This window comes from Nguyenibacter sp. L1 (assembly GCF_035199985.1).
Lineage (GTDB): Bacteria > Pseudomonadota > Alphaproteobacteria > Acetobacterales > Acetobacteraceae > Gluconacetobacter > Gluconacetobacter vanlangensis.
The window spans coordinates 2,787,975-2,813,553 of sequence record NZ_CP127015.1; the positions used below are offsets into that span (position 1 = coordinate 2,787,975).

22 protein-coding genes and 1 pseudogene are annotated in these 25,579 nt (G+C 68.0%); 16 read left to right on the top strand and 7 right to left on the bottom strand.

Translation table 11 applies throughout. The features are described from left to right. The first annotated feature begins 121 nt into the window (after positions 1-121). From QN315_RS12555 to QN315_RS12565, 3 genes and pseudogenes are all read left to right on the top strand, one after another. Positions 122-1,438: a PLP-dependent aminotransferase family protein gene (locus QN315_RS12555; protein WP_323989592.1), complete on the top strand. Its 1,317-nt coding sequence runs from the start codon at positions 122-124 to the stop codon at positions 1,436-1,438. Positions 1,439-1,493: 55 nt separating this feature from the next. Beyond that, positions 1,494-1,652 carry a hypothetical protein gene (locus QN315_RS19600; protein WP_408904515.1) on the top strand — a complete coding sequence of 53 codons (159 nt, stop codon included), beginning with the start codon at positions 1,494-1,496 and terminating at the stop codon, positions 1,650-1,652. 188 nt (positions 1,653-1,840) lie between these two features. Continuing rightward, positions 1,841-2,068, top strand: a pseudogene (locus QN315_RS12565) (IS5/IS1182 family transposase); the annotation flags it as partial. 6 nt (positions 2,069-2,074) lie between these two features. Here the strand turns inward: QN315_RS12565 and QN315_RS12570 are convergent. The 7 genes from QN315_RS12570 to QN315_RS12600 all read right to left on the bottom strand — a co-directional run bounded on the left by QN315_RS12570 (position 2,075) and on the right by QN315_RS12600 (position 9,393). Next, positions 2,075-2,362 (bottom strand): YciI family protein, encoded by a 288-nt coding sequence (locus QN315_RS12570; protein WP_176639755.1) that lies wholly within the window; start codon positions 2,360-2,362, stop codon positions 2,075-2,077. A gap of 118 nt (positions 2,363-2,480) precedes the next feature. Beyond that, positions 2,481-3,752: an FAD-binding oxidoreductase gene (locus QN315_RS12575; protein ID WP_323989593.1), complete on the bottom strand. Its 1,272-nt coding sequence runs from the start codon at positions 3,750-3,752 to the stop codon at positions 2,481-2,483. Continuing rightward, on the bottom strand, positions 3,749-5,149 hold the full coding sequence (locus tag QN315_RS12580) for an MFS transporter (protein ID WP_323993467.1): 1,401 nt from the start codon (positions 5,147-5,149) through the stop codon (positions 3,749-3,751). Before QN315_RS12580 ends, QN315_RS12575 begins: the two co-directional genes overlap by 4 nt. Positions 5,150-5,154: 5 nt before the next feature. After that, positions 5,155-6,318, bottom strand: coding sequence for an FAD-binding oxidoreductase (locus tag QN315_RS12585; protein ID WP_176639752.1), 1,164 nt, complete (start codon positions 6,316-6,318; stop codon positions 5,155-5,157). Then, entirely contained in the window at positions 6,315-7,685 is a 1,371-nt protein-coding gene (locus QN315_RS12590) for an FAD/NAD(P)-binding oxidoreductase (protein ID WP_323989595.1), read from the bottom strand. Before QN315_RS12590 ends, QN315_RS12585 begins: the two co-directional genes overlap by 4 nt. Further along, positions 7,667-7,969 (bottom strand): (2Fe-2S)-binding protein, encoded by a 303-nt coding sequence (locus QN315_RS12595; protein ID WP_323989597.1) that lies wholly within the window; start codon positions 7,967-7,969, stop codon positions 7,667-7,669. Before QN315_RS12595 ends, QN315_RS12590 begins: the two co-directional genes overlap by 19 nt. A 41-nt stretch (positions 7,970-8,010) precedes the next feature. Then, a complete protein-coding gene (locus QN315_RS12600; protein ID WP_323989599.1) occupies positions 8,011-9,393 on the bottom strand; it encodes an aminotransferase class III-fold pyridoxal phosphate-dependent enzyme in 1,383 nt (460 codons plus the stop codon). Positions 9,394-9,616: 223 nt separating this feature from the next. Here QN315_RS12600 and QN315_RS12605 point away from each other — a divergent pair, with 223 nt between their 5' ends. The 13 genes from QN315_RS12605 (at position 9,617) to QN315_RS12665 (ending at position 25,396) form a co-directional block, all read left to right on the top strand. After that, on the top strand, positions 9,617-11,095 hold the full coding sequence (locus tag QN315_RS12605) for an aldehyde dehydrogenase family protein (RefSeq protein ID WP_323989600.1): 1,479 nt from the start codon (positions 9,617-9,619) through the stop codon (positions 11,093-11,095). Positions 11,096-11,143: 48 nt separating this feature from the next. After that, complete coding sequence (locus QN315_RS12610; protein WP_323989601.1) at positions 11,144-12,214, top strand: tartrate dehydrogenase; 1,071 nt, start codon at positions 11,144-11,146, stop codon at positions 12,212-12,214. Between the two features lie 169 nt (positions 12,215-12,383). Beyond that, positions 12,384-14,816, top strand: coding sequence for a TonB-dependent receptor domain-containing protein (locus QN315_RS12615; RefSeq protein ID WP_323989603.1), 2,433 nt, complete (start codon positions 12,384-12,386; stop codon positions 14,814-14,816). A 26-nt stretch (positions 14,817-14,842) separates the two neighbouring features. Then, the gene (locus QN315_RS12620; protein ID WP_323989604.1) at positions 14,843-15,589 is read left to right on the top strand and encodes an HAD-IA family hydrolase; all 747 of its coding nucleotides are present in this window, start codon (positions 14,843-14,845) and stop codon (positions 15,587-15,589) included. Between the two features lie 116 nt (positions 15,590-15,705). Further along, positions 15,706-16,374 carry a haloacid dehalogenase type II gene (locus QN315_RS12625; protein ID WP_323989606.1) on the top strand — a complete coding sequence of 223 codons (669 nt, stop codon included), beginning with the start codon at positions 15,706-15,708 and terminating at the stop codon, positions 16,372-16,374. 86 nt (positions 16,375-16,460) lie between these two features. Beyond that, a complete protein-coding gene (locus tag QN315_RS12630) occupies positions 16,461-17,966 on the top strand; it encodes an ABC transporter substrate-binding protein (protein WP_323989607.1) in 1,506 nt (501 codons plus the stop codon). Next, positions 17,963-18,919 (top strand): ABC transporter permease, encoded by a 957-nt coding sequence (locus QN315_RS12635; protein ID WP_323989608.1) that lies wholly within the window; start codon positions 17,963-17,965, stop codon positions 18,917-18,919. The genes QN315_RS12630 and QN315_RS12635 overlap by 4 nt, the downstream gene beginning before the upstream one ends. Further along, positions 18,916-19,722, top strand: coding sequence for an ABC transporter permease (locus QN315_RS12640; protein WP_323989609.1), 807 nt, complete (start codon positions 18,916-18,918; stop codon positions 19,720-19,722). Before QN315_RS12635 ends, QN315_RS12640 begins: the two co-directional genes overlap by 4 nt. 1 nt (position 19,723) lies before the next feature. Continuing rightward, positions 19,724-21,580, top strand: coding sequence for an ABC transporter ATP-binding protein (locus QN315_RS12645; RefSeq protein ID WP_323989610.1), 1,857 nt, complete (start codon positions 19,724-19,726; stop codon positions 21,578-21,580). Continuing rightward, positions 21,577-23,040 (top strand): NAD-dependent succinate-semialdehyde dehydrogenase, encoded by a 1,464-nt coding sequence (locus QN315_RS12650; protein WP_323989612.1) that lies wholly within the window; start codon positions 21,577-21,579, stop codon positions 23,038-23,040. Before QN315_RS12645 ends, QN315_RS12650 begins: the two co-directional genes overlap by 4 nt. A gap of 32 nt (positions 23,041-23,072) precedes the next feature. Further along, positions 23,073-23,573, top strand: a complete 501-nt coding sequence (locus tag QN315_RS12655) for an Lrp/AsnC family transcriptional regulator (RefSeq protein ID WP_176640752.1) — start codon at positions 23,073-23,075, stop codon at positions 23,571-23,573. Next, complete coding sequence (locus tag QN315_RS12660; RefSeq protein ID WP_323989614.1) at positions 23,573-24,460, top strand: GNAT family N-acetyltransferase; 888 nt, start codon at positions 23,573-23,575, stop codon at positions 24,458-24,460. The genes QN315_RS12655 and QN315_RS12660 overlap by 1 nt, the downstream gene beginning before the upstream one ends. Positions 24,461-24,469: 9 nt before the next feature. Further along, on the top strand, positions 24,470-25,396 hold the full coding sequence (locus QN315_RS12665) for a glyoxylate/hydroxypyruvate reductase A (protein WP_323989615.1): 927 nt from the start codon (positions 24,470-24,472) through the stop codon (positions 25,394-25,396). The last annotated feature ends 183 nt before the right edge of the window (positions 25,397-25,579 follow it).

Below are 25,579 nucleotides of genomic sequence, written 5' to 3' on the forward strand. Positions count from 1 at the left end.
CCGAAATGCAGAGAAGGGACATGAACGAATTTCGTTCGAAATGATTAAGGCCCCTATCGACCAATCCGACAAATGTTATTACGTTATTGTACAATAAATTCGATAATCACAGGTATGTATCGTGGAATCTCAATGGTTCGTCGCTCGCTTGCATGATCGGTCGATCCGCGGGTTGTCCCGGCAGGTCGCGGCCCTGATCCAGTCCGGCATGCTCCCGGTCGGCACGAATTTGCCGCCGATCCGAAAGCTGGCCTTTGCTCTTGGCGTCAGCCCGGCGACAGTTTCGATCGCTTGGGGAGAACTGCGCCGGCGCAACCTGATCGAGGGGCGCGGACGGTCTGGCATGTTTGTGACCGGAACATCGATCGTTCCACACCCGGTTCGCCGGACGGCGAGCGTGGGCCTGAGCAAGGCGTCGTTCGATCTGACCAGCTACACGCCCGACCTGAGCCTGCTGCCGTCGTTGGATCGGGCGTTTTCATTGGTTGGACGGACGCCGAACCTTAACGCCTACGAAGACGAGACGATCATTGGTGCATTGCGGGCGATCGCGTCGGACACCTGGCCCTATACGCCAGAGGATTTCATGGCCTGCAACGGGGGCTATGGTGGGGTACACGATGTGATGCATGCGCTTATCCCCCCCGGCTCCATGGTCGCCGTAGAGGACCCGGCACCTATGCGCGTGCTCGATATTCTTGATCATCTCAGCGCTCTCATTGTGCCGGTCCGGAGCGACGAGGAGGGCCCACTGCCTGATTCACTGCAAGCCGCACTCGGGCGAGGCGCGACGGCATTTTATCTGCAACCCGGCCTGAATGCGATCACCGGACGCGCGATTTCGGCGGCAAGGGCGGCGGAACTTGCCGTATCCATGGCAGACGCGCCAGCGACTTGGATTATCGAGGACGACGCGTTATCCGGGTTGGCCGACAAAACGGCCGCAAGCCTGGGTGTCTGGCGACCGGAGCAAACGATCCACGTCCGCTCATTGTCAAAGAGCCTTGGACCGGATCTGCGAATTGGCGTCATCTCGGCGTCGGCCCGTATCATCCGGGAACTGCAGGCATTCCGAAGCTTTGGAGCGGGCTGGACAAGCCGTCTGCTTCAGTCTGCAGCCGCGTGGATGCTGACTGATACCGAAACCTGTGCGACCATTGCCCGGGCACGACATGTCTATGGTATGCGTCGGCGTGCATTGGCTGATGCCCTCGCGAATCATGGCATCGATGTCGGCGGCGGGGGCGGGTTCAGTCTCTGGTTGCCGGTGGTGAATGAAGTGGATGCACTGGCAACCTTGGCATCCGACGGCATTCGGGTGACAGGCGGCAAAAAATGTTCCGTTGGTGGTGCTCCGCATATCCGACTTTCGTTTTCCCGGTTGATCTCAGATCAAGAATGGCTCGCAAGTCGGCTGGTGTTCGCCGGACTGCGATAGGAGGGCGCCGCCAGGCAGCCGATCGGTTCGGCGTCAGCCCGGCGCGTGCCATTCGTTGGTGTGCCCTTGCGAGGGGGATCGCCTGTCACACAGAATCGAGGCGCAAGCCGGGCGGATCCATGCCCTGATCGCCGAGAAGCACAACCCGACGCTAGCCGAGATTCGTGCCCGGCTGGCCGATGACGGGTATCACTTCGTGATCGGCACGCTGTGACGCTTCTTCGCGCGCCATCAGACTACATGGAAAAAGTCCGACCATGCGGCGGAGCAGAACCATCCGGACATCCTGACCCGACGGCGGGACTGGTTCGACGCCCAGCCCGAGCTTGATCCGGAGCGTCTGGTGTTCATCGACGCGACCTGGACCTCGACCAACATAGCACGCCGTTACGAACGCCGCCCGCGGGCAAGTTTCTCGCTGCTATCCTGGAGCAGCAACGGGTCAGGCAGCTTCTGTCCAGCGAGTATTTTTCGGTCGACGGCACCCTGATCGATGCCTGGGCCGGTATGAAAAGCTTTCGCCGCAAAGATGATATCGAACCACCCGGCGGCGATGGCCGCCGTAATGCGGAGGCCGATTTCCGAGGCGGTGGCCGGAGGCAAGCGCTTTTCGCTTCCGGCGGGTCGCCCCGAACGTCAGAGAAGACCCTCGAGCGCCGGGACGTATTTCGTCGGCGAGAATTCGATAATCTCATAGTCCGCGATGCCAAGCAGGTGGAACGGGTCTTCGGCCAGAATGGCGTCCAGCCGCTCGCGTGAGACTTTCCCGCTGGCAAGGATGACGCCGCCCGTGCGCGGAGTCTTTGCGCCGGAGGCAAGGAAGATCCCTTCGGCATAATAGCGGTCCAGATAGTCCCGATGCGGTACGATCTGCGCCTCGATTTCCTCGACCGGCTTCCGGTAGCTCAGGCTGACGATGAACATGGACGGGTTCCTCCCTCTGTTTGCCGGCAAGGATGCGCCGATACGGGGGAAGTGCCAAGTCCGGATGGCTTTGCCTCGCGCCGAGAGGGATGCGCGCCTTTGGCGCCGCCCTCGATCGTCAGGCGAGACGATCCTTGATCCGGTAATACAGGCCGACGGCCGGCATAAGGGAAGCGGCAATGCCATAGGCCGGGATCTTGTGCCATGGCGCATTCCAGATCGGGATCGCGACCGTCTCTCCGGCGAGCTTCCGGCCCAGCAATTGTCCCAGATGGACCGACATCTGCACGCCATGGCCACTGAGGCCCATGGCGTAATAAATCCCCTCCCATTCGCCGGCATGGGGCAGGCGATCGACGCTCATATCCACGTTCCCGCCCCAGCAATAGGCGACGGGCGTGTCCTGCAGCGCCGGAAAGATCTCGGTCATCGCGCGATGCAGGATCTGCCCGCATTTGACGTCCGACGCCGCGCTGGATTGCGAGAAATTGGCGCGTCCGCCGAAGATCAGGCGGCCGTCGGCGGTGGTGCGGAAATAATTATGGATATTGCGCGTGGTAACGACATTCCGACGGCCCGGCAGGATATGCGCCAGCAGCGCGTCCGGCAGGGGGGCCGTGGCGACGATGAAACTGCCCACCGGCATGATCCGGCGGCGGAACCAGTTCGGTGCCCGGCGACTGGTACCGGTGGCCAGCAGCACCTTCCGGGTCCGGATCGCGCCCAGCGCGGTCACGATCTCGTGGCCCCCAGCGGTCCGGCGCAAGGCGGTCATCGGCGTATGCTCGAAGATCCGCGCCCCCGCTGCCATGGCCGCCCGCGCCAGCCCGGCTCCGAAGCGGCCGACATGCATCTGCGCGCTCTTGCGGTAGAGAATGCCGCCCTGGAACGCGGGGGTGCCGATTTCCGCCGCCACCGCGTCGCGATCGAGAAAATCCGTCTGCGGGTCGGCGTGTCGCGCCAGTGCCACCTGGTCGGCGCGCAGGGCCTCGCGATGCTTGGCGGTCCAGGCGACTTTCAGCTTGCCGCAGCGGCGAAAATCGCATTCCAGTGCCGCGTCGGCCACCAGGCGTTCCACCGTGTCCACGGCGTCGTCGAAGAAGCGGTACAGCGCGACCGCATGGTCCAGCCCATGGGTCGCGGCCAATGCCTGGAAGCTGCCGGCCGTGCCGTTATTGACATGCCCGCCATTGCGGCCCGAGGCATGGCAGGCAATCATGTCGGCTTCCAGCACCACGACCGACAGGCCGCGCGTCGCCAGAGCATGCGCGGCGGACAGACCGGTGAAGCCACCGCCCACCACCACCGCGTCCGCGGTCGAGGGAAAGGCGTCATGCGGCGTTCCCTGGGGGGACGCGGCGGTGTCGAGCCAGTAGGAAGTGAGTTTCATCGCGTAGTCCGCTCGGGCAGGTCGGAAAGGGAACCGGCGGCAAGGTGCGCCGGGGGCTGGGGTGTATCGTCCAGGCGCAGACCCGTGGTCTCCGGCGCCCAGCGCCAACTGATCAGCAGGCCGAGCAGCATGCAGCCCGCGGCGACCAGCATCATCGCCTGCATGCCGAACCGGGCATAGCCGACGGGTAGCAGGAACGTGCCGAACGCGGCGCCCAGCCGGCTGAACGAGCAGGCCAGGCCCATGGCGGTGGCGCGGATGGCGGTCGGGAACAGTTCGTTCGGATAGACGAACTGCAGGCCCGATCCGGCGGCCTCGGCGACCGAATAGAGGGTGAAGCCCAGGAACACCGCCCATTCCGCCGGGGCTGGGGCGGCGCCCAGCAGCAGCAGGCCCGCCAGGCTGACGGCGAACGTGCTCATCAGCAGCGGTCGCCGGCCGACCCGGTTGATCAGCCCCAGCGAGACCGGCAGGATCCCCAGCACGGTCAGGCCGGTCAGGATAAACGATCCCAGCAGCGCGCCCGGCACGTGATATTGCGTCAGCAACTGCGCCTGGAGCGTATGGATGGCAAAGCCCGGCGCGCTCTGCAGGATCCAGAAGGCGCTGACGAACAGCAGGGGCCCGCGATAGCGCGAACGCAGGATCTGCATCACCGACAGGGCGCCCTGGCTTTCCTGCCCCAGCGGAAGATCCGCGCGCAGATGGCGGCGGACGACGGCGCGCGCCTCTTCGATCCGGCCCTGCTGGGCCAGCCAGCGAGGGGATTCCGGCAGTCCGGCCCGCATCAGGAACAGCAGCAACGCCGGTACGGCGCTGGAGGCGAGGCCGGCGCGCCAGAAATCGTCCCCCAGCAGCGACAGCAGATAGCCGACGGCATAGCTGGCGGTATAGCCCACCCACCAGGACAGGATCAGGCCCGACAGGATCGGGCCGCGCCAGGCGCGGGGCATGAATTCGGTCACATAGGCGGTGGCGATCGGATAGTCCGCCCCGACCGCCACTCCCAGGAGGAAGCGCAGCAGGACCAGCGTCGCCAGGTCCGGGCAGGCGGCCTGCAGCAGCGAAAGGACGACAAAGGCCGCGATATTGAGGGTGAAGAGCGGCTTGCGCCCCAGCCGGTCGGCCACCACCCCGCCCAGCGTGCCACCCGCCAGTACCCCCAGCAGGGCCGAGGCGCCGACCAGGCCGATGCCGCCGCTGGACAGATGCCGGTCCTGTGCCAGGCTGGGAAGAGCGATGCCGACGATGCCGAGGATATAGCCGTCGCAGAACGGGCCGCCCGCCGCGACCGCCGCCAGCCGCGCGTGAAAGGGCGTCGGCGGCAGGTCGTCCAGCGTGCGCATCGGGCCAGGGGCGGATGGGCCAGGGGCGGAAGGGCAGGAGGCGGCCGCCATGCTGTTCAAACGTTCGGCCGGTCCGGACCGCGGAAGCGGCCGATATGAAAGGCGTCGATCGGCACACTGGTTTTTCCGGTCGCGATCAGTTCCGCCATGGCGTGGCCGACCCCCGGGCCAAGCTGGAATCCATGTCCGCAGAAGCCGAAGGCGTAGAACAGCCCGGCCACCCCGGCACTGGGGCCCATCACCGGGATGTCGTCGTCCAGATAGGCTTCCACCCCCGACCAGGTGCGGATCACCCGCAGCCGCGCGATGTCCGGCAGCAGCCGCGCCAGGTGCGGCATCTGGCGGATCGTGTTCAGCGGGTCCAGCGGCGCGCGCTTCGTCACCAGGTTGGCGTCGGTCCGCCTGCCGCCGCCGAAGACGATGTTGCCGCGCGCCACCTGGCGCAGATAGACGCCTTCCTCGGTCACGTCGGAGGCGAAGCCGATGACCGGCCCGATCCGATAGGGCACCGGTTCGGTCACGCCCATCTGCGGTCCGCGCGGAATCAGGCGCAGATGATCGCCGAAGGTCGCGGCCATGGCCTGCGCCCAGGCGCCCGTGGAAATCTGCAGCAGCGGGGCGCGAAAGACGCCCTGTCCGCGTGTCTCGATGACGAAATCCTCGCCGTCCTTGCCGATGCCGGTGACTTCGGTTTCTTCCAGCACGTGCGCGCCGGCGCGCCTGGCCGCCCGGCCGAAGGCGGGTGCGGCCAGGCGCGGATTCGCGTGGCCGTCCGCGGGCGAGAACGAGACGGTATGCACGTCGGGCGCCAGCATGGGAAAGCGGGCCCGCGCGGCATTGCCGCTGAGCAGCTCCAGTTCCAGCCCATAGGGCCGGCAATCGGCAGCGTAGCGTTCCAGGCGGGCGGCGTTGTCCTCGGTAAAGGCGACGCGGATATGCCCCGAAGGCAGGAATTCCGCATCCTCGCCGATCAGTTCCGGCAGGCGCCCCCACAGGTCGCGCGACAGGTTGGACAGGGGCAATTGCGGCAGAAAGCGGCCCTGGCGGCGGACATTGCCGAAATTCACGCCGCTGGCCGCCTGGCCGATCAGGTCGCGTTCCAGCAGAATCACGGACAGGCCGTGCCGGCGCAGGAAGAAGGCGGTCGCCGCCCCCATGAAGCCGCCGCCGACGATCACGACGTCGGCACGGCGCGGCGCGGCGGACAGAGCGCGGCTCATGGCACGATCCTGCTGTCGAGCGGCAGCGGCTTGACGGGCGCTGCCGTGCGGATGCGCCCGACCTGCTCCGCCGGCACCCCGCGTGCATGGGCCAGGATTTCCGCTGCCGCCAATCCGCACATCCGCCCCTGGCAGCGGCCCATGCCCGGCCGGACCAGCGCCTTGGCGCGGTTGATGTCCGGGGCGTCCAGCGCCTGCGCGGCGTGCCTGATCTCGCCTGCCGTGATGTTTTCGCACCGGCAGACGATCGTCTCGTCCGGCAGGGCGCCGGCCAGGTGGGCCGGCCAGGGGAAGGCGCGGCCCAACCCCTGGCGGAACCGGTCCATGACCGCCACGCGCTGTTGCAGGGCGGCGATCTCGGCGGCCGCGACGGGGTGGTCCCGATCCAGCAGCAGGGCGCAGGCAGCCAGCGTTCCGGCAGCCTCGGCCCCGTCCGCGCCGCGCAGGACGGCGCCGTCGCCGGCCAGGTAGACCTGGCGGTTGGACGTCCGGCCGAACCCGTCGATCACCGGCGCCCATTGGGCCGAGACGGAGTCGAAGGCGAAATCGCACTTCAGAAGGTCGGCCAGTTGGCTTTCCGAACGCAGCCCGTAGCCGACGCCCACCGCGTCGCAGGCGGCGCGCTGCAGCGTGCCTCGCACGGTCCGCCAGGCGATGCCGCCGACCGTGCCGCCGTCATCCTCGATGCGTTCGGGGCGGATGGCGGTGCGCAGCATCACGCCGGCGCGCCGCAGGTCGGCCAGGTAACGCAGGCCGTTTGCCAGCACACGCGGGCGCGCCGCCATCTGCCGCAGGCCGCGCAGCCGGTCGGCGTACGAACTGGTGTCCAGGACCGCGACGGGCGGCACGCCGGCCTTCAGATATTGCCACGCGACCAGATAGAGCAGCGGTCCGGTGCCCATGAAGACCGGCCGCGCGCCGATGGCGCAGGCCTGGGCCTTCAGCGCGATCTGCGCGCCGCCCAGCGAAAAGACGCCCGGAATCGTCCAGCCGGGGCACGGCATGATGCGGTCGGTCGCCCCCGACGCGATGATGACGGCGGAAAAGGACAGTTCCGATACCGCGCTGCCCCGGCTGGCCAGCAGCACGTCGCCCGAAACGCCCCAGGCGGTCGTGCCGGGGCGATAGTCGATATCAGGGAGAAGGGCTTCGAAATCCCTATGCAGCGCCGTTGCCTTTCCGGCTTCGGTGCCGTACAGGCGCGCCGCCGGCCGGGTGAATCCCGGTGGCTGGCGGCGATAGATCTGCCCGCCCTGCCGGTCGCTTTCGTCCAGCACGATGGGCCGCAGGCCGGCGCGGACCAGGCGCTGCGCCGCGCGGGTGCCGGCCGGCCCGGTGCCGACGACGATTACTGGCCGGTCGTCCATGCGGCCTCCTGCGTGCGGATGCGCATGCCGTCCTGCGCCGTGGTCGAGCAGGCGCGCAACTGTTCGCCGTCCTCGGTCCAGACCCAGCAATCCTGGCAGGCGCCCATCAGGCAGAACCCGGCGCGCGGCCGGTGGTCGAACTCGTTCTGCCGCAGGCGCGTGGTGTTGGTCAGCATGGCCACCAGCAGGGTATCGCCCTCGCATGCCTCGACCGCCCGGCCGTCGATGACCAGCGCGATGGTCCTGCGCCCCGTTTCGGCGACACGTCGGAACTGAACCTGCATGATCCCTCTTATCCGGATGGAGGAAGCGGAAAAAGGCGCCGTCACCCCCGCATGGCGTCCGCGACCTGGGGGTCCCGCATCACGCGGTCCAGGACCGCGACAATCCCGTCGCACAGGATGTCGATCTCATCCGTGCTGCAGCAGAGCGGCGGCGCCAGGCCGATCACGTCATCGGCGAAGGCCCGGTACAGGATACCCTGTTCGTAGCCGTAGCGCCCCAGTTTTCCTGCGATGCCCAGTTTCGGGTCCGGCTTCGCCTTCGCCGCCTTGTCCGTCACCAGTTCGATGCCCGCCAGCATGCCCTTGGCGCGTGTGGCGCCGACCAGCGGATGGTTGCCCAGTCCCGCCAGCCTGGCGGCCAGGTGGCGCCCCGCCGCCACGCCATTGTCCAGCAGGCCGCCCTCATAGAGGTCCAGCACCGCCAGGCCGATCGCCGCGCTGACCGGATGGGCGCTGTAGGTCTGCCCGTGGCCGATGGCGACCCCTGGGGGCGTGTTGTCGCGGATGGTCTCGTACACCGCATCGGACAGGAACACGCCGCCCATAGGGGCATAGCCCGCGGTCAGGCCCTTGGCGACGGTCATCATGTCGGGCTCCAGCCCTTCATGCGCGCAGGCGAAGAGCGGGCCGGTGCGGCCGAAGCCGGTGATCACCTCGTCGACGACGAACAGGATGTCCAACTCGCGGCAGGCGGTCTGCATCGCGCGCGCCCATCCGTCCGGCGGGACGATCACCCCGCCGGACCCCTGCACCAGTTCGCAGTAGAACGCGGCCACCTGGTCCGGGCCGCCGAGCGACGCGACCATATCGTGCAGCGCCTGGACCGATGCATGGATGATCGCCTCGCCATCCGGCCCGGCGGGATGGCGATAGGGATCGGGGCTGGGAAGATGGTGCTGCCACGGCAGGGGCACGTCCGCGTCGCGGTGGAACACCGGCAGCGCCGTCAGGCCCGACCCGGCGAAGGACGAGCCGTGATAGCCCTTCTCCAGCCCGATCACGTGCCGTTTCTGCGGCATGCCGCGTGCGTTCTGGTAATAGCGGATGAAGCGCAGCGTGCCGTCCACCGCGTCCGACCCGCCCAGCGAGAAATAGATCCGATTCAGCGTGCCCGGCGCATGGCGGGTCAGGCGGGCGGCCAGCTCGATCGCCGGTTCGCAGGAGAATCCGAAATACCCCGTGGCATAAGGAAGTTTTTCAAGCTGCCTGCGTCCCGCCTCGATCACGCTGTCGCAGCCATAGCCGGTATTGACGCACCACAGGCCGGCGAACCCGTCCAGCAGGCGCCGCCCCTCGCTGTCCGTCAGCCACGCGCCCTTGCCGGACTCCAGGATGGTGGCACCGGCCGCCTCGTGGCCGCGCCAGGACGAGACGGGATGGATCAGATGCTCGCGGTCGAGCGAAATGAGGCGCGCGGTATCCATGGCGGTATCCTGTCGGGATCAGGACGACAATCATCGTCCGGAACGTGTGGCATGTCCTGCAAGAAACGCCGGATCCCAGAGCAGAAAATACCGTAATCGCGGCCGGAAAAGCACAGATCTCCGAATTTGCGCGGCGCGCGTTTTGCCGTTTGCGCCCGCCGCGACGCCGGGCGCAGTGTCGCGCCGGATACGGTTTGCCCACGCTCCGCAAGGTGGTTGTTTCATGTCGGCATTGAGTTTCGATCCTGCTTCGGTCACGCTGCCCTGGGGACATTTCATCGGCGGAGAGCTGATCGGCGGGGCGGGCGTGCTGCCGGTCAATGCGCCGTCGGATGGCCGCCTGCTGGGCGCGCTGCCGGAAGCGGACGCGGGCACGGTCGATCGCGCGGTGCGGCTGGCGCGGGACGTGCAGCGCGCCAGCGGCTGGGCCGATCGCCCGCCGCGCGAGCGCGCGCGGGTGATGCGGCGCTGGGCACGGCTGGTCGAGGACCATGCCGCGGAGCTGGCCCGGCTGGAGACGGTATGCTCCACCCGGCCGGTCGCCGAGACGGCGGGCTGGGACGTGCCGTTCACGGCCGAGGGCATCCGTTTTTTCGCCGAATATGCAGACAAGCTGGGCGGCGAGGTGGCGGCCACGCAGACCGACCTGCTGGGCATGGTGATGGCCGAGCCGTACGGCGTGGTCGGCGCGATCGCGCCGTGGAACTTCCCCCTGGTCATGGGCAGTTGGAAAGTGGTGCCGGCACTGGTGGCGGGCAACGGCGTCGTGCTGAAACCGTCCGAGATGACGCCGTTTTCGATCGTCATGCTGGCCCGCCTGGCGGTCGAGGCCGGGGTGCCGGCGGGCCTGTTCAACGTCGTGCAGGGCAACGGCACGGTGACGGGCGACGCGCTGGCCCGCCACCCCGCCTGCGGCAAGCTGACCTTCACCGGCTCGACCCGTACCGGCATCGCCGTCATGAAGGCGGCGGCGGAAAGCGGGCCGAAGCCGGTAACGCTGGAACTGGGCGGCAAGAGCCCGCAGATCGTCTATGACGATATCCGCGACGTCGGCGCCGTGGCCGAGCGTATCCTGCGGGCCTTTACCGGCAATGCGGGACAGGTCTGCGTGGCGGGATCGCGTCTGCTGGTCCAGCGCGGGGTGCGCGACGCGCTGCTGGACGGCATCGCCGCCCGCGCCGCCCTGCTGCGCGCCGGTCGGCTGGAGGACGGCGCCACGCGCTATTCGCCGATCATCTCGGCCCGCCAGGCCGCCGGAATCGAGGATGCGGTGACGCGCAGCCTGGCCGGCGGCGCCCGGGCGCTGGCCCCGCTGGCCCGGCTGGAGGGCGGGGGCGGCGTGTTCCTGTCGCCCTGCATCCTGGACGGCGTGACCGGCGAAACCCCAGCGGTGCGCGACGAATTGTTCGGCCCGGTCCTGACCGTGCAGACATTCGATGACGAGGACGAGGCCCTGGCCCTGGCGTCGCATCCGACCTATGGGCTGGCCGCCGGGGTGCATACCGCCAGCCTGGGCCGCGCCATGCGGGCGGTGCGCGGCCTGAAGGCCGGGACGGTCTGGGTGAACCGCTATGGCCGGTCGGCGGATTTCGTCATTCCGACCGGCGGGTTCGGCGGATCGGGCATCGGCAAGGATCTGGGCCGCCAGGCGGTCGAGGCCAATCTGCGGCACAAGAGCGTACTGATGGCCTTCGAGGATTGAGAGTCCGTCTGCGAGCGGGCGCCGGCACAGGGACAAGGATCAGAAATCATGACGACATACTCGATCGCCGTGCTGCCCGGCGACGGCATCGGCAAGGAGGTCATGCCCGAGGCGCTGAAGGTCCTAAAGCGCGTGGGGCAATTATGCGGCATCGGTTTCGCCTTCCGCCATTTCGACTGGAGCTGCGAGACCTGGCTGAAGACCGGGCGCATGATGCCCGATGACGGCATGGCGCAACTGGCGCAGAACGACGCGATCCTGCTGGGCGCGGTGGGATATCCGGGCGTGCCGGACCATCTGTCGCTCTGGGGGATGCTGCTGAAGATTCGCCGGGAATTCGACCAGTACGTCAATCTGCGCCCGGTGCGCCTGCTGCCCGGCATTCCCTGCCCGCTGGCGGACAAGAAACCGGGCGACGTCGATTTCTGGATCGTGCGGGAAAATGTCGAAGGCGAATATTCCCGGATCGGAGGCCGCTTCGCGGAAGGCACCCCGGCCGAAGGCGTCGCGCAGACCGCCATCTTTACCCGCCACGGTACCGACCGGATCCTGCGCTATGCGTTCGAGCTGGCGCGCGGCCTGGGCCGGCCGCACGTGACCTCGGCCACCAAGTCCAACGGCCTGTTCCATTCCATGCCGTATTGGGACGAGCGGTTCGCGGCGATCGGCCGGGACTATCCCGACGTGCGGACCGACCAGTACCATATCGACATCCTGGCAGCGCGCTTCGTCATGTCGCCCGAACGGTTCGACGTGGTGGTCGGCAGCAACCTGTTCGGCGATATCCTGTCCGACCTGGGGCCGGGCATGACCGGAACCATCGCGGTGGCGCCGTCCGCCAACATCAACCCCGAGAAGGCTTATCCGTCGATGTTCGAGCCGGTGCATGGCTCGGCGCCCGACATCTACGGACAGGCGATCGCCAATCCGATCGGCCAGATCTGGGCGGCGGCGATGATGCTCGACCATCTGGGCGAGGCCGAGGCCGGCAGCATGATCCTGCGCGCCCTGTCGGCCGTGCTGGAACGGGCGGACGCGCCGCGCACGCCCGACATGGGCGGCAGCGCAAAGACGGCGGACCTTGGCGACGCCATCGCGGCGGCGCTGCCGGCCTCATAGGGCGCATCCTGCGCATTTCGTTCAAAGAACGAAATCATCTGCCGTCACGGTGGGACAATCGACAGAATGCTCTGACCCGGATGTGTAACGAATGGCCTGTCAGGAGAAAACGCAACGCGGCCGGGGCTGGTGTGAAGCGGCACCCCGTCTCCCGCAGATGGAGTCCGACATGGCATATTCCAGAACATCGTCCGTTCTTCCGGGGCCTTGCGTCCGGCGGCGCCTGACGGCAGGGGGGCGCCTGGCCGTTCTGTCGCTGTCCACGCTGCTGTCGGCCCATGCCGGCTGGGCGGCGAGCGCGACATCCCATCCCCGGCAGCCATCTCCGGCCAAGCAGGCCAGCCGTCCGCGCGGCATGCAGGCCCGGGCGGGCGAGGACATCACGGTCCGCGCCGGGATCGCCTCGGCCACCGGGGTGACGAACACCACCCCGGGCGGCGGATTGATGCCGCCGCAGACGGTCGCCAAGTCGCGCAGCGGCCTGACGCGCGATTTCATCGCCAAGCAAAGCCCGACCTCCAACCCCGTCGCGATGGTCGCCAGCCTGCCGGGCGTGGTCTATTCGGGCAACGATCCGCTGGGCACCAATGACGACCAGCAGGGCCTGTCGGTGCGCGGTCTGGACCAGACGGAAATCGGCTATCTGTACGAAGGGATTCCGACCGCGGCACCGGTCTATCTGCTGCCCTATACCTCGTCGACCGCTGACAACGAGAATATTCAGAGCATCGAATTGACCCAGGGCTCGCCCGACATCACCTCGCCGCTCTACAACGCGGTGGGCGGCGAACTGACGGAAAGGCTGCGCGATCCGTCCGAGAATTTCGGCGGCCTGGTCAATGCGTCCTACGGCTCCTTCAGCCTGAAGCGGGAATTCGTCCGGCTGGACAGCGGCGAGATCGGCCATACCGGCATCCGTTCCTTCCTGTCTTTTTCCTATCGCGAGGCGGATGAATGGCGCGGCGTCGGCCAGACCCGCCGCTATCACGTGGACGGCAAGATCCTGAAGGAATGGGGGCACGGCAACCGTGCCGAATTCGTGCTGTCCTACAACGACCCGCTGCAATACTACCTGCGCGCGCCGACCCGCGCGCAATGGAACCGGTACGGCGTGAACTACAACTATGCCGACACATACACGACCGGAAATTCGGCCTATTACAAGCTCGAGGAGAACGTGCACCGCACCGTGATCCTTGGCGCGCCCGTCAGCCTCGATCTCGGCGGCGGGCTGCGCTTCAACACCACGCCCTATTTCACCTACGCCACCGGCTACGACAATGGCGGCACCAACCTGTCGCGCACGGCCAGCTATTACGGCAACCAGCCGGCCGGCGTGCTGCAGGTGCCGGGTGCCCAGGCGGGGCCGACCATCCCCGCGATTTCGATCGATACCTACAATCTGTACTACAGCGGCCTGAACAATACGCTGTCCTGGACATCGGGACACAACACGCTGGCCATCGGCTACTGGTATGCCTATTTCGACCAGTCCGAGCCCTCGTTGTACGAGGCGCTGGGGCCCCAGGGGCAGGTCTCCAGCATGTACGGCCAGTGGCCGATCCTGACGCAGAGCGGCGTGCCGCTGTCGCAATATGACATCCACCTGGTCCAGCAGACGAATTCACTGTTCATCAACGACACCTACAGGGCCCTGGGCGACCGGCTGACGCTCACGGCCGGGTTCAAGGAAACCATGGTGACGCGGACCGAAACGCAGAACATTCCCGGCGCGACCTACCGCAATGGCGAAAGCGAGGCCGCGCCGCTGCCGCAGGTCGCCGTCAGCTACAGGCTGACGCCGCACGACATGGTCTACGTCAACGGCACGACGTCCTTCCGCCTGCCGGCCTCGATCATGTCCTATGCCGACCGTTTCAGCGTCTCGACCGGCGCGCTGACTCGCGCGCACGCCGTCGACCCCAAGCCCGAATATGCGATCGGCGAGGAAATCGGCTATCGCCATTACGGCCTGGTCAATCTGGCGCTGGCGCTGTTCAACTATAATTTCACCAACCGGCAGATCAATACGACGACCTATGCCAGCGGCATTCCGGTCACGGAATCGATCGATGGCGGCGGCCAGACGGCGCGCGGCGCGCAGATCGAGCTGGGCCTGCGGCCGTGGCATCATGTCAGCCCCTATGTCTCGGCCCAGTATCTGCATGCGACGACGGACAACAACCTGCAGGTCGGCGGCGACTATGTGCCGACCGCCGGCAAGATCGCGGTCAAGAGCCCCAAGGCGACGGTCGCCGTCGGCCTGTCCTACGATGACGGCAGCCTGTTCGGCGCGTTCAACATGAACTACGTCAGCAAGCAATATTCGACCTTCATGGATGACGAGACGGTGCCGTCCTTCGAGACGTTCAACCTGAACATGGGCTATCGTTTCCGCTCCTTCGGCTATCTGAAACATCCGCAGATCCAGCTCAATCTGCTCAATATCGGCAATAACGGTTTCCTGTCCGGTGTCAGCGGCCTGAGCACGAATGCCAAGACGGTGCGCGGCGTCTTCGGGTCCAGCATCGCCGGCAGCGCGCCGACCTATTATGTCGGCGGCGGCTTCGCCGGCGTGCTGTCCCTCACCACCGGGTTCTGAAACCCGTCATCGCGAAAGCCAAGTCCATGACACGCACACCCCGGGTCCTGACCTTCGACGTCGTCGGCACGCTGATCGATTTCGAACGGGGCATGCATGACTCCCTGCGTGCCCTGCGCGGCCCGGACGCGCCGCCGCTGGACTTCGAATCCTTCCTGACGGCCTATCGCGGCATGCGGAACCGGCCGGACAAGCGCCTGTTCCCCGAGGACCTGGAGCCGATCTATCACGAACTGGCGCCCCGCTTCAGCCTCCCGGCCGGCAATGAGGCGGCACGACGCTTCGTCGCGGCGGCGCATGACTGGCCGGCCTTTGCCGACTCGGTCGAGGCCCTGGCGCGCCTGTCACGGCATTTCCGGCTGGTGGCGATGACGAATGCGCGGCGCTGGGCCTTCGCCGGCATGGAGAAGACGCTCGGCATGCCGTTCTTCGACACCGTCACCGTGGATGACGCAAGATGCGAGAAGCCGGATCCGGCCTTCTTCGATCGTGCGCTGGCGAAGCTCGCCCCCGCCGGGTTCGTCAAGGCGGATGTGCTGCACGTGGCGCAGAGCCAGTTCCATGATATCGGCGTGGCGCGCGCGCTGGGCTACACCGTCTGCTGGATCGAGCGGCGCAAGGCGGCGGGCGGCGGTTTCGGCGGCACCGTCGCGGTCGAGGCGCTGACCGCGCCCGACTATCATTTCCACAGCATGGCCGAACTGGCCGACCTGGCCGATCGCGGGGGGCTGGTGATGAAGACGCCGGGTGCAGGCGATCCTGCTATGATCTGAAAGTCATTCGGCAGGAAACTCTGTGCCGGCGGCCGTTTCGGATGATCCGACCGTGCCGTCCGTGATGGAGTGGAGAAAGCCCACCTAAGAGAAACCGAAGAGAAAGAGAGAGAGTCATGTCTGTCTTCCGGCCGAAATACATCACCTTCGACTGCTACGGCACGCTGACCCGCTTCCGGATGAGCGACCTGGCCCGCACCCTGTTCGCGGATCAGGTCCCGGAAGAGGAGATGACCCGGTTCTGCGCCGATTTCGCGGGCTATCGGCTCGACGAGGTCCTGGGCGCCTGGAAGCCCTATCGCTATGTGGTGATGAACGCGGTGGAGCGGACCTGCCGCCGCTGGGGCATCCGCTTCGACGCCGACGTCGCCAACCGTTTCTATGACGCGGTGCCCACCTGGGGCCCGTGGCCGGACGTCACCGAGCCGCTGCAAAGGATCGCCCGCGAGATCCCGCTGGTGATCCTGTCGAATGCCGACAACCGGCAGATCCATGACAATGTTCGGCTGCTGGGCGCGCCGTTCCACCGCGTCTACACCGCCGAGGACGCGCAGGCCTACAAGCCGCGCATGCGCGCTTTCGAATATATGTTCGACCAGCTTGGCTGCGGGCCGCAGGACGTGCTGCACGTCTCCTCGTCGCTGCGCTACGACCTGATGACCGCACGGGACCTGGGCATCACCCACAAGGTCTTCGTGGCGCGCGGCCATGAGCCGTCCACGCCGGCCTATGGCTATACCGAGATCACGGATATCGGCGGCCTGCCTGCCGTCGTCGGACTGTAACCCTGGACCCGCGCCAGACAGCACCGGTCGGCGGCCGAGCCGGCGCGATCCCCCGGCGGGCCGTGCTGGGCGGCGGGGGCGCCGCCATGGCCGGCCTGGCGACGGGCGGGGCGCGGGGCGCCGTCCCAAGCGCCGTTCCAGTCGCCGCTCCGGTGCGCGGCGGCCATCTGCGCGTCGCGGGGGCGGTGGGATCGACGGCGGAAACGCTGGATCCGGCCCGGCTGTCGATGGCGACGGACTATGTGCGCGGCCACATGTTCTACGACGGGCTGACGGCGCTGGACGACGCGCTGGTCGTGCATCCGGCGCTGGCCGAGACCATCGAGAGCGACGACCTGACGACCTGGCACATACGGCTGCGGCGGGACGTGCGCTTCCATGACGGGGCGCCGCTGGGCGCCGCCGACGTCGTCTTCTCGCTGGCCCGGCACAAGATTCCCTCGGTCGGCGCGCAGCAATATATGCTGGCGCAGACCATGGACACGATCCGCGCGACCGGCCCGCGCGACGTCGAGATCGTGCTGACGGCGCCGAACGTCGATTTTCCCGCCATCCTGGCCATGAGCAATTTCGCCATCATCCGTGACGGCACGGGGCGTTTCGAGACGGCGAACGGCACCGGGCCCTTTACCTGCGCCGAATTCGTGCCCGGCATCCGCACGCTAGGGCGGCGCAACGCGGCGTTCTGGGGCGACGGGCCGTTCGTGGACAGCATCGAACTGATCGCCATTCCCGACGAGATGGCGCGTCACAACGCGCTGATGTCGGGCGATGTCGACCTGATCGCCTCGGTCAATCCGCGGCTGGTGCGCATGGTGCAGGTGGGCGGCTTCGGGCTGATGGAAAGTCCGGTCGGGACCTATACCGACCTGGCGATCCGGCTGGATACGCCGCTGGCGCGCGCGCCGGGCCTCGTCGAGGCGATCAAGTGCCTGCTGGACCGCGAGCAGATCCGCCGTTCGGTCTTCCTGGGCTATTCCCGCCTGGGCAACGACCAGCCGATCGCTCCGGAAAGCCCCTATTGCAACCATGACCTGCCCCCGGCGGTCCATGACCCGGATCGCGCCCGTTTTCTGCTGCGGCGCGGCGGATTCCTGGGCGAACGCATCCCGCTGGTCTGTTCGCCGGCCGCGCTGGGATCGGTGGATATCGCGGTGCTGCTGCAATATGCCGCGCGCCGCATCGGCCAGGACCTGGCGGTCCGGCGCGTGCCGGCCGACGGCTACTGGACGCAATATTGGATGAAGACGCCGTTCGGGTTCGGCAACGTCAATCCGCGTCCCGCGCCCAGCCTGATCTTCGAAATGGGCTTCGCCAGCGCGTCGCCCTGGAACGAATCCCGCTGGCGCGACCCGCGTTTCGACGCCATGCTGGCCGAAGCCCGCGCTACGCGCGACGACGCGCGGCGCCGTCAATTGTACGGCGACATGCAGGCGATGATCAAGGGCGGTTCGGGCGTCTGCATCCCCAATTTCACCACCAGCCTGGACGGGTACGCACCCCATGTCCGCGGCCTGCGTCCCAGCCAGGCCGGACAACTGATGGGCTACGATTTCGCCCGCTTCGTCTGGCTGGACGGGGGCGGGGCGTGAGGCGCGCTCTGGTCCCGCTGGTCGGGCGCCGCTTCGCGACGGCGGCGCTGTCGCTGGTCTTCGTCGTGGTGGCCGTGTTCGCCATCACCAGCCTGCTGCCGGGCGACGCGACGGACAGCGTGCTGGGGCAGAGCGCCACGCCCCAGTCCGTGCAGGCCCTGCGGCACAGCCTGCATCTGGACCGGCCCGCGCCGTTGCGGTTCGTCCTGTGGCTGGGCGGCTTGCTGCACGGCGATTTCGGCCGGTCGCTGCTGAACGGCCTGCCGGTGGCGGACATGCTGCGGCCTCGGCTGCACAATTCGCTGCTGCTGGCCGGGGCGTCGGCGCTGCTGGCCGTGCCGGTGTCGCTGCTGCTGGGCATTACGGCGGCGGTCTGGCAGGACACGCTGTACGATCGCGGCGTAACCGTCCTGACGCTGGGGCTGGTGTCGGTGCCGGAATTCGTCATCGCCACGCTGGCGGTGTTCGTGTTCGCGACCCGGCTGCACCTGCTGCCCGCCCTGTCGGATATCGGCGGCGTGCATACGCTGTGGCAGTTCCTGCGCGCGTTCTTCATGCCGGTGGCCAGTCTCGCCCTGGTGACGCTGGCGCAGATGGTGCGCATGACCCGCGCGGCGATGGTGGACACGCTGTCCGCCCCCTATGTCGAGATGGCGCGGCTGAAGGGCGTGGGGCCGGTGCGGCTGGTCGTGGTGCATGCGCTGCCGAATGCCGTGGGGCCGGTGGTGAACGCGGTGGCGCTCAGCCTGTCCTCGCTGCTGGGCGGGGTGGTGGTGATCGAGGCCGTCTTCGCCTATCCGGGCGTCGCGGGGCTGATGGTCGATGCCGTCACCGCGCGCGACGTGCCGACGGTGCAGGCCTGCGCCCTGGTCTTCTGCCTGGCCTATCTGGTGCTGACCACGCTGGCCGACATCGTGACCATCGCCACCCTGCCGGGGCGGCGCGCGCCATGACCGGCCCGTTGCGCCGCCTCGCCGCCGGGCGCGAACGGGCGCTGGCCGTCATCGGCTTCTGGCTGGTCGTGGCGATCATCGGCCCGATGCTCACGCCCTATGATACCGGGCAGGCCGTCAGCGGCACGGTGTTCGCCGGCGCGTCCCGGGCGCATCCGCTGGGCACCGACTATCTGGGGCGCGATACGCTGGCCCGGCTGCTGGACGGCACGCGGCACACGGTGCTGCTGTGCCTGGCCTCGACCCTGCTGTCCTGCCTGGCGGGCGCGTTCGTCGGGATCGCGACGGTGATCTCCCGTCCCTGGCTGGAAATGCTGGCCGGCCGGCTGGTGGACGGGTTGCTGTCGATTCCCAGCCTGCTGCTGGCCCTGCTGGTCATCGCCGCGTTCGGCAGTTCGGTACCGACGCTGGTCCTGACCATGGCGGTGATCTACATGCCCGGCGCCTACCGGACCAGCCGCGCCCTGGCCCAGCGGATCGCCAGGCTGGATTTCGTCACCGTGGCGCGGGCGCGGGGCGAGGGGCGGGCCTATATCATCCTGCACGAAATCCTGCCCAACATGGCCGGCCCGATGCTGGCCGATGTCGGGCTGCGCTTCATCTACGCGGTGCTGCTGCTGAGCAATCTCAGCTTCCTCGGCATCGGGGTCCAGCCGCCGGGGGTCGATCTGGGGTCCATGGTACGGGAAAACCTGCTGGGCGTGGTCTATGGCGCCTATGCGATGATCGCGCCGACACTCGCCATTGCCGTTCTGACGATCGGCATCAATCTCGCGCTCGATTCCACCGGACGGAGGCGCTGAGATGACGGCGATCATCCATGTCGAGGGCCTGCGGATCGCCGGGCGCCGGGGACGCGGCGCGGAAACCCCGATCGTGCGCGGGGTGGATTTTTCGGTCCGGCGCGGCGAGATGCTGGCATTGATCGGCGAGTCCGGGTCCGGCAAGACGACGATCGCCCTGGCGCTGATGGGGCATGTGCGGCCCGGCTGCCGCATCACCGGCGGACGGGTCTCGGTCGCCGGGTACGATGTCGCGACGATGAATGCCGAGGAACGCCGCGCGCTGTGCGGCCGGGTGGTCAGCTACGTGGCGCAGAATGCCGCCAGCGCCTTCAACCCCGCCCTGCCGGTCCTGCGGCAGGTGATCGAACCGGCGCTGATCCATCGCGTCATGCCCCGGCGGGACCTCGAGGGCCGGGCGGTCGCCCTGTTCCGCGCGCTGGCCCTGCCGCAGCCCGAGAGGATCGGCGCCCGCTATCCCGGCGAATTGTCGGGCGGGCAGTTGCAGCGCCTGATGGCCGCGATGGCGCTGATGGCCGGCCCGGAAATCGTGATCTTCGACGAGCCGACCACCGCGCTGGACGTCACGACGCAGATCGAGGTCCTGGCCGCCTTCAAGAACGCGCTGGCCGACCAGGGGGTCACCGGCGTCTATGTCACCCACGACCTGGCGGTGGTGGCCCAGATCGCCGACCAGGCGGTGGTCCTGAAGGACGGCACGGTCCGCGAGACGGGGCCGGTCGCGCGCGTGCTGACCGCGCCGCGCGACGACTACAGCCGTCGGCTGCTGGCGGCGGCCGGGCCGCGTGCGCGGCGGGCGGACGAACCCGTCGCCGAAGCCGCGCGCCCGGTGATCGAGGGCCCGGTGCTCGAAGTACGCGACCTGGTCGTCGGCTATGGGCGCGGTCCGGCGTCCGGCCGGCCAAGGATGGTTGTCCCGGGGACGGTTCTCCCCGCGACGGTCGTCGTCGATCGCGCGGCCTTCGCGGTGCCGCCGGGCAGCACGCTGGGGGTGATCGGCGAGTCCGGCTGCGGCAAGAGCACCCTGGCGCGCGCCATCGCCGGCCTGCAACCCTGGGCGGCGGGGGATATCCTGCTGGACGGGCAAAAGCTGGCCGGCCGGGTCGAGGATCGCACGGCCGCGCAACGGCGCCGGCTGCAGATGGTGGCGCAGAATGCCGACGGCGTGCTGAACCCGGCCCGGACCATCGGTGCGACGCTGGGGCGCGTCGTCGCCTTCTATGACGGGCTGCGCGGGGCTGCCGCCGACCGGCGGGTGGCCGAATTGCTGGAGATGGTACGTCTGTCCCCCGCCCTGGCGGCGCGTCTGCCGTCGGAATTGTCGGGCGGGCAGAAGCAGCGGATCAATTTCGCCCGCGCCCTGGCCGCCGGGCCGCAAATCGTGCTGTGCGACGAAATCACCGCCGCGCTGGACACGGTGGTGGCGGCGGCGATCCTGGATCTGATGGCCGGTCTGCAGCGTGATCTCGGCCTGTCCTTCATCTTCATCACCCACGACCTGCACGCCCTGCGCGCGATCTGCGACCGGGTGGCCGTGCTGTATGCCGGACGGGTGGTCGAATGCGGGCCGGCGGCATCGCTGGATGCTGGTCCGCATCATCCCTATATGCGCCTGCTGCGGGATTCGGTCCCGTCCATGCGCCCCGGCTGGCTGGAGGATACGCGGGCCCGGCGTGCCGCACGGGACCTGGCGCCCGGCCCGTCGCTGCCCCCGGGCCTCTGCTGCTATCATCCCCGCTGCGCCGAACGGATTCCCGGCCTGTGCGACCGCCTGCCGCCGCCGGTGCGCCGCACGGCCGGCGGCGCGCAAATCGCCTGCCATCTCGAACCGACCCAGTTCCCGGAGACCGAAGCATGACGAACACGATGCTAGACTTGGCCGATCCGGCCTTGTTTTCCGAACGCGCCGCGATCGGCGGGACCTGGCGCGCGTCGTCGAACGGCGAGACGCTGAACGTCGACAATCCCGCGACGGGCGCCGTGATCGGCACCATTCCCGCCTGCACCGCGCAGGATACCCGCGATGCGATCGCCGCCGCCGCGACGGCGCAGGCGCAGTGGCGGCGGACCCCGGCCGCGCAGCGTGCCGAAATCCTGACGGCCTGGCACGGGCTGATGATGCGCCATGCCGACGACCTGGCGCGCATCATGACGCTCGAGCAGGGCAAGCCGCTGGCCGAGGCGAAGGGCGAGGTCGTCTATGCCGCCTCGTTCCTGAAATGGTTCGCCGCCGAGGCCGAGCGGATGGAGGGCGAAACGCTGGCGCCCGCGTCCGACCGGCGGATCCTGGTGATGAAGGAACCGGTGGGCGTGACGGCCGCGATCACGCCATGGAACTTCCCGCTGGCGATGATCACGCGCAAATGCGGCCCGGCGATCGCTGCGGGCTGCAGCATGGTGATCAAGCCGTCGGAACTGACGCCCTATTCCGCCCTGGCCCTGGCGGTGCTGGCGGAACGGGCCGGCCTGCCGCCCGGCCTGCTTTCGATCGTCACCGGCCATGCGCGCGAGATCGGGCCGGAACTGACCGGCAGCCCGATCGTCCGCAAACTGTCCTTTACCGGATCCACGGCGGTGGGCGCGCTGCTGATGCGCCAGTGCGCCGATACGATCAAGCGGCTCAGCCTGGAACTGGGCGGCAACGCGCCGCTGATCGTCTTCGACGACGCCGATCTGGACGTCGCGGTGGCCGGAACGATGGCCAGCAAGTTCCGCAATGCCGGCCAGACCTGCGTCTGCGCCAACCGCGCCTATGTCCAGGATGGGATCTATGACGCCTTCGCCGCGCGCCTGGCGGCCGAGGTCGCGGCGCTGACGGTGGGCGACGGGCTCGCGCCCGGCGTGCAGATCGGCCCGCTGATCAACGACGCCGCGGTGGCGAAGGTGAAGGCCCATGTCGAGGACGCGCTGGCGAAGGGGGCGCGGATCGTCGGCCGCCCGTTCGCGATCGACGGGCGCTTCGTCGATCCGGTGGTGCTGGCGGACGTGACCGCCGACATGCGCATCGCCTGCGAGGAAACGTTCGGTCCGGTCCTGCCATTGTTCCGTTTCACGTCCGAGGAGGCGGCGGTGGCCCAGGCGAACGCCACGCCGTTCGGCCTGGCCAGCTATTTCTTCACCCGCGACCTCGACCGCGCCTGGCGGGTCGGCGCGGCGCTGGATTTCGGCATGGTCGGCCTGAATACAGGCACGATCTCAACGGCGACGGCGCCGTTCGGCGGCGTCAAGCAATCGGGGCTGGGCCGCGAGGGCGGGCGTGTCGGCATCGAGGAATTCCTCGAACTGAAAACCCTCCATGTCGCCCTGGCGGGCGCGTAGGGCGGCATCCCAGCGAAGAGACGACGGATTCCATGGCACCCTTGCCCAAGCTGGATCGCATCGATCTGAAAATCCTTGCCCAATTGCAGAAGAACGGGCGACTGACCAATGTGGAGCTGGCCAACCGCGTCGGGCTGTCGGCCAGCCCGTGCCTGATCCGCGTCAAGCGGCTGGAGGCGGCGGGTTATATCGTCGGCTACGGGGCGCAGATCGCGCTGCAGAAGATCGCCAGCGTGCTGACGGTCTTTACCGAAGTGACGCTGTCGGACCATCGGCGTGACGATTTCTCGCGCTTCGAGGCCGCGATCCTGCGGGTCGACCCGGTCGTGGAATGCCACCTGATCAGCGGGGGATATGACTATCTTCTGAAATTCATGGTCCGCAGCGTCGAACATTACCAGGAGACGATCGAGGCCCTGCTGGACCAGAATATCGGGATCGAGAAATATTTCAGCTACATCGTCATCAAATCCCCCATCATCAAGCCGGCCTTCCTGGTCGAGAACCTGACGGCCCCGCAGGAGCGTTCGTGATGATTCCGACAAGCGTGAAACAGATCCCGGGCAGGGACGGAAGGGCGGAAATCGGCATCCGCGCCATGACGTCCGGCGACCTGCCCGATGCCGTCCTGCTGTCCAAGGCGCTGGGCTGGCCGCACCGGCTGGAGGACTGGGACTTCATGCTGCGGCAGGGCCACGGGCTGGTCGCCACGCTGGAAAACGGCGCGGTGATCGGTACCATCCTGTGGTGGCCGTTCGGCACGCGCTATGCCACGGTGGGGCTGGTGATCGTGGCGAATGCCTGGCAGGGACACGGGATCGGCCGGACGCTGCTGGCCACGGTGCGCCGCCTGCTGCCGGGCTATTCGCTGTATCTGAACGCTACGCCGGCCGGCCAGCCGCTCTATGAAAAACTGGGCTTCATCCCGACCGGGATCGTCGAGCAGCACCAGGGCAACGGCGTGTCCGCGCCGATCGTCCCGTTGGAACCCGGACATCGCCTGCGGCCCGTCGTGCAGCAGGACCAGCAGGAACTGGCGGCGCTGGACGGCGCGGCGACGGGCATGGACCGCGCACGCCTGATCGAGGACCTGGTCGCGGCGGCCAAGGGGGTGGTGATCGATACCGGGGACGGCATCGTCGGCTATTCCTTCTGCCGGAAATTCGGCTGGGGCTGGCTGATCGGTCCGGTCGCCGCCGCCACGCCGATCGGGGCCCGCGCCCTGATCGCGCACTGGATCGGCACGCATGGTGGCGAATTCCTGCGGGTGGATATCCCCGCCGCGTGCGGCCTCTCCTCCTGGCTGGATGACATGGGGCTGATCCGTGTCGACACCGTCAACACGATGTCCACCGATGCGATGACGGCCGCGCCGGACGGCCCGTGCTACTATGCCCTGACCAGCCAGGCCATCGGATAGGGGCCCGCCATGTCCTTCGTCTTCAAATCCACCGACGCGCGCCGCATCGTCTGGCAACCGCGCTTCGCCGCCGAACTGCCGGACCTGCCCTTCCATGCCTGGCCCGAAACCGGACCGGCGGAGAACGTGCGCTATCTGGCCGCCTGGCAGGTGCCGGACGGGATCGGCGCGCTGCTGCCCAATCTCGAGGTCCTGTTTTCGGTGGGGGCCGGGATCGACCAGCTCAATCTCGCCTCGGTGCCCGGACAGGTGAAGGTGGTCCGCATGGTCGAGCCGGGCCTGGTGGACGGCATGATCGAATATGTGCTGTGGGCGGTGCTGTCCTGCCATCGCGACATGTTCAGTTACGCACGACGGCAGCGCCAGCACGTCTGGAGCGGCGCGCCCAACCGTGCCGCCGGCCGGCTCGGCGTCGGTGTGATGGGGGCGGGGGCGCTGGGCGGGCCGGTGCTGCGGGCGCTGGCCGCGCGCGGCTATGCCTGCCGGAGCTGGAGTCGCACCCCGCGGCCGCTCGACGGGGTCGCCGGCTTTGCCGGGGAGGCGGAACTGGACGATTTTCTGGCCGGGGCCGACATCCTGGTCTGCCTGATGCCATTGACCGAACAGACGCGCGGGATTCTGAACCGCGATCTGTTCGCCAGGCTGCCGCGCGGGGCCTGCCTGATCAATTGCGGCCGGGGCGGGCATCTGGTGCAGGCGGACCTGCTGGAGGCGCTGGCCGACGGACAGGTGGCGCAGGCGGTGCTGGACGTGACCGAGCCCGAGCCGCTGCCGGCCGGCCATCCGTTCTGGGACCATCCGCGCGTGATGCTGACGCCGCATATCGCCAGTTCGTCGCAGGCCGAGAGCGGGGTCGACATGGTGATCGCCAATATCCGCCGCCACCGCAACGGCGAGAGAATGGTGGGCGAGATCGACCGCGCCGCCGGATATTGAACCAAAGGCGCAAGCGACGGCGCGCGCCGTCCGATCACGTCTTGGCCCGATCACGTCTTGGCCCGATCACGTCTTGGATAGTACGCAAAAGAGTATCGGCCGAAGGGAAAAAACGACCTAGACGCATGCGATGCGGCGCGTCTTAATCGGGGCAACAAGAAGCGGCTCCCCGACCAATCGGGA

Coding starts and splice junctions, on each gene's coding strand:
- QN315_RS12570 (WP_176639755.1), bottom strand. CDS start 2,362: ATGTTCATCGTCAGCCTGAGCTACCGGAAGCCGGTCGAGGAAATCGAG.
- QN315_RS12575 (WP_323989593.1), bottom strand. CDS start 3,752: ATGAAACTCACTTCCTACTGGCTCGACACCGCCGCGTCCCCCCAGGGA.
- QN315_RS12580 (WP_323993467.1), bottom strand. CDS start 5,149: ATGGCGGCCGCCTCCTGCCCTTCCGCCCCTGGCCCATCCGCCCCTGGC.
- QN315_RS12585 (WP_176639752.1), bottom strand. CDS start 6,318: ATGAGCCGCGCTCTGTCCGCCGCGCCGCGCCGTGCCGACGTCGTGATC.
- QN315_RS12590 (WP_323989595.1), bottom strand. CDS start 7,685: ATGGACGACCGGCCAGTAATCGTCGTCGGCACCGGGCCGGCCGGCACC.
- QN315_RS12595 (WP_323989597.1), bottom strand. CDS start 7,969: ATGCAGGTTCAGTTCCGACGTGTCGCCGAAACGGGGCGCAGGACCATC.
- QN315_RS12600 (WP_323989599.1), bottom strand. CDS start 9,393: ATGGATACCGCGCGCCTCATTTCGCTCGACCGCGAGCATCTGATCCAT.
- QN315_RS12605 (WP_323989600.1), top strand. CDS start 9,617: ATGTCGGCATTGAGTTTCGATCCTGCTTCGGTCACGCTGCCCTGGGGA.
- QN315_RS12610 (WP_323989601.1), top strand. CDS start 11,144: ATGACGACATACTCGATCGCCGTGCTGCCCGGCGACGGCATCGGCAAG.
- QN315_RS12615 (WP_323989603.1), top strand. CDS start 12,384: ATGGCATATTCCAGAACATCGTCCGTTCTTCCGGGGCCTTGCGTCCGG.
- QN315_RS12620 (WP_323989604.1), top strand. CDS start 14,843: ATGACACGCACACCCCGGGTCCTGACCTTCGACGTCGTCGGCACGCTG.
- QN315_RS12625 (WP_323989606.1), top strand. CDS start 15,706: ATGTCTGTCTTCCGGCCGAAATACATCACCTTCGACTGCTACGGCACG.
- QN315_RS12630 (WP_323989607.1), top strand. CDS start 16,461: ATGGCCGGCCTGGCGACGGGCGGGGCGCGGGGCGCCGTCCCAAGCGCC.
- QN315_RS12640 (WP_323989609.1), top strand. CDS start 18,916: ATGACCGGCCCGTTGCGCCGCCTCGCCGCCGGGCGCGAACGGGCGCTG.
- QN315_RS12645 (WP_323989610.1), top strand. CDS start 19,724: ATGACGGCGATCATCCATGTCGAGGGCCTGCGGATCGCCGGGCGCCGG.
- QN315_RS12650 (WP_323989612.1), top strand. CDS start 21,577: ATGACGAACACGATGCTAGACTTGGCCGATCCGGCCTTGTTTTCCGAA.
- QN315_RS12655 (WP_176640752.1), top strand. CDS start 23,073: ATGGCACCCTTGCCCAAGCTGGATCGCATCGATCTGAAAATCCTTGCC.
- QN315_RS12660 (WP_323989614.1), top strand. CDS start 23,573: ATGATTCCGACAAGCGTGAAACAGATCCCGGGCAGGGACGGAAGGGCG.
- QN315_RS12665 (WP_323989615.1), top strand. CDS start 24,470: ATGTCCTTCGTCTTCAAATCCACCGACGCGCGCCGCATCGTCTGGCAA.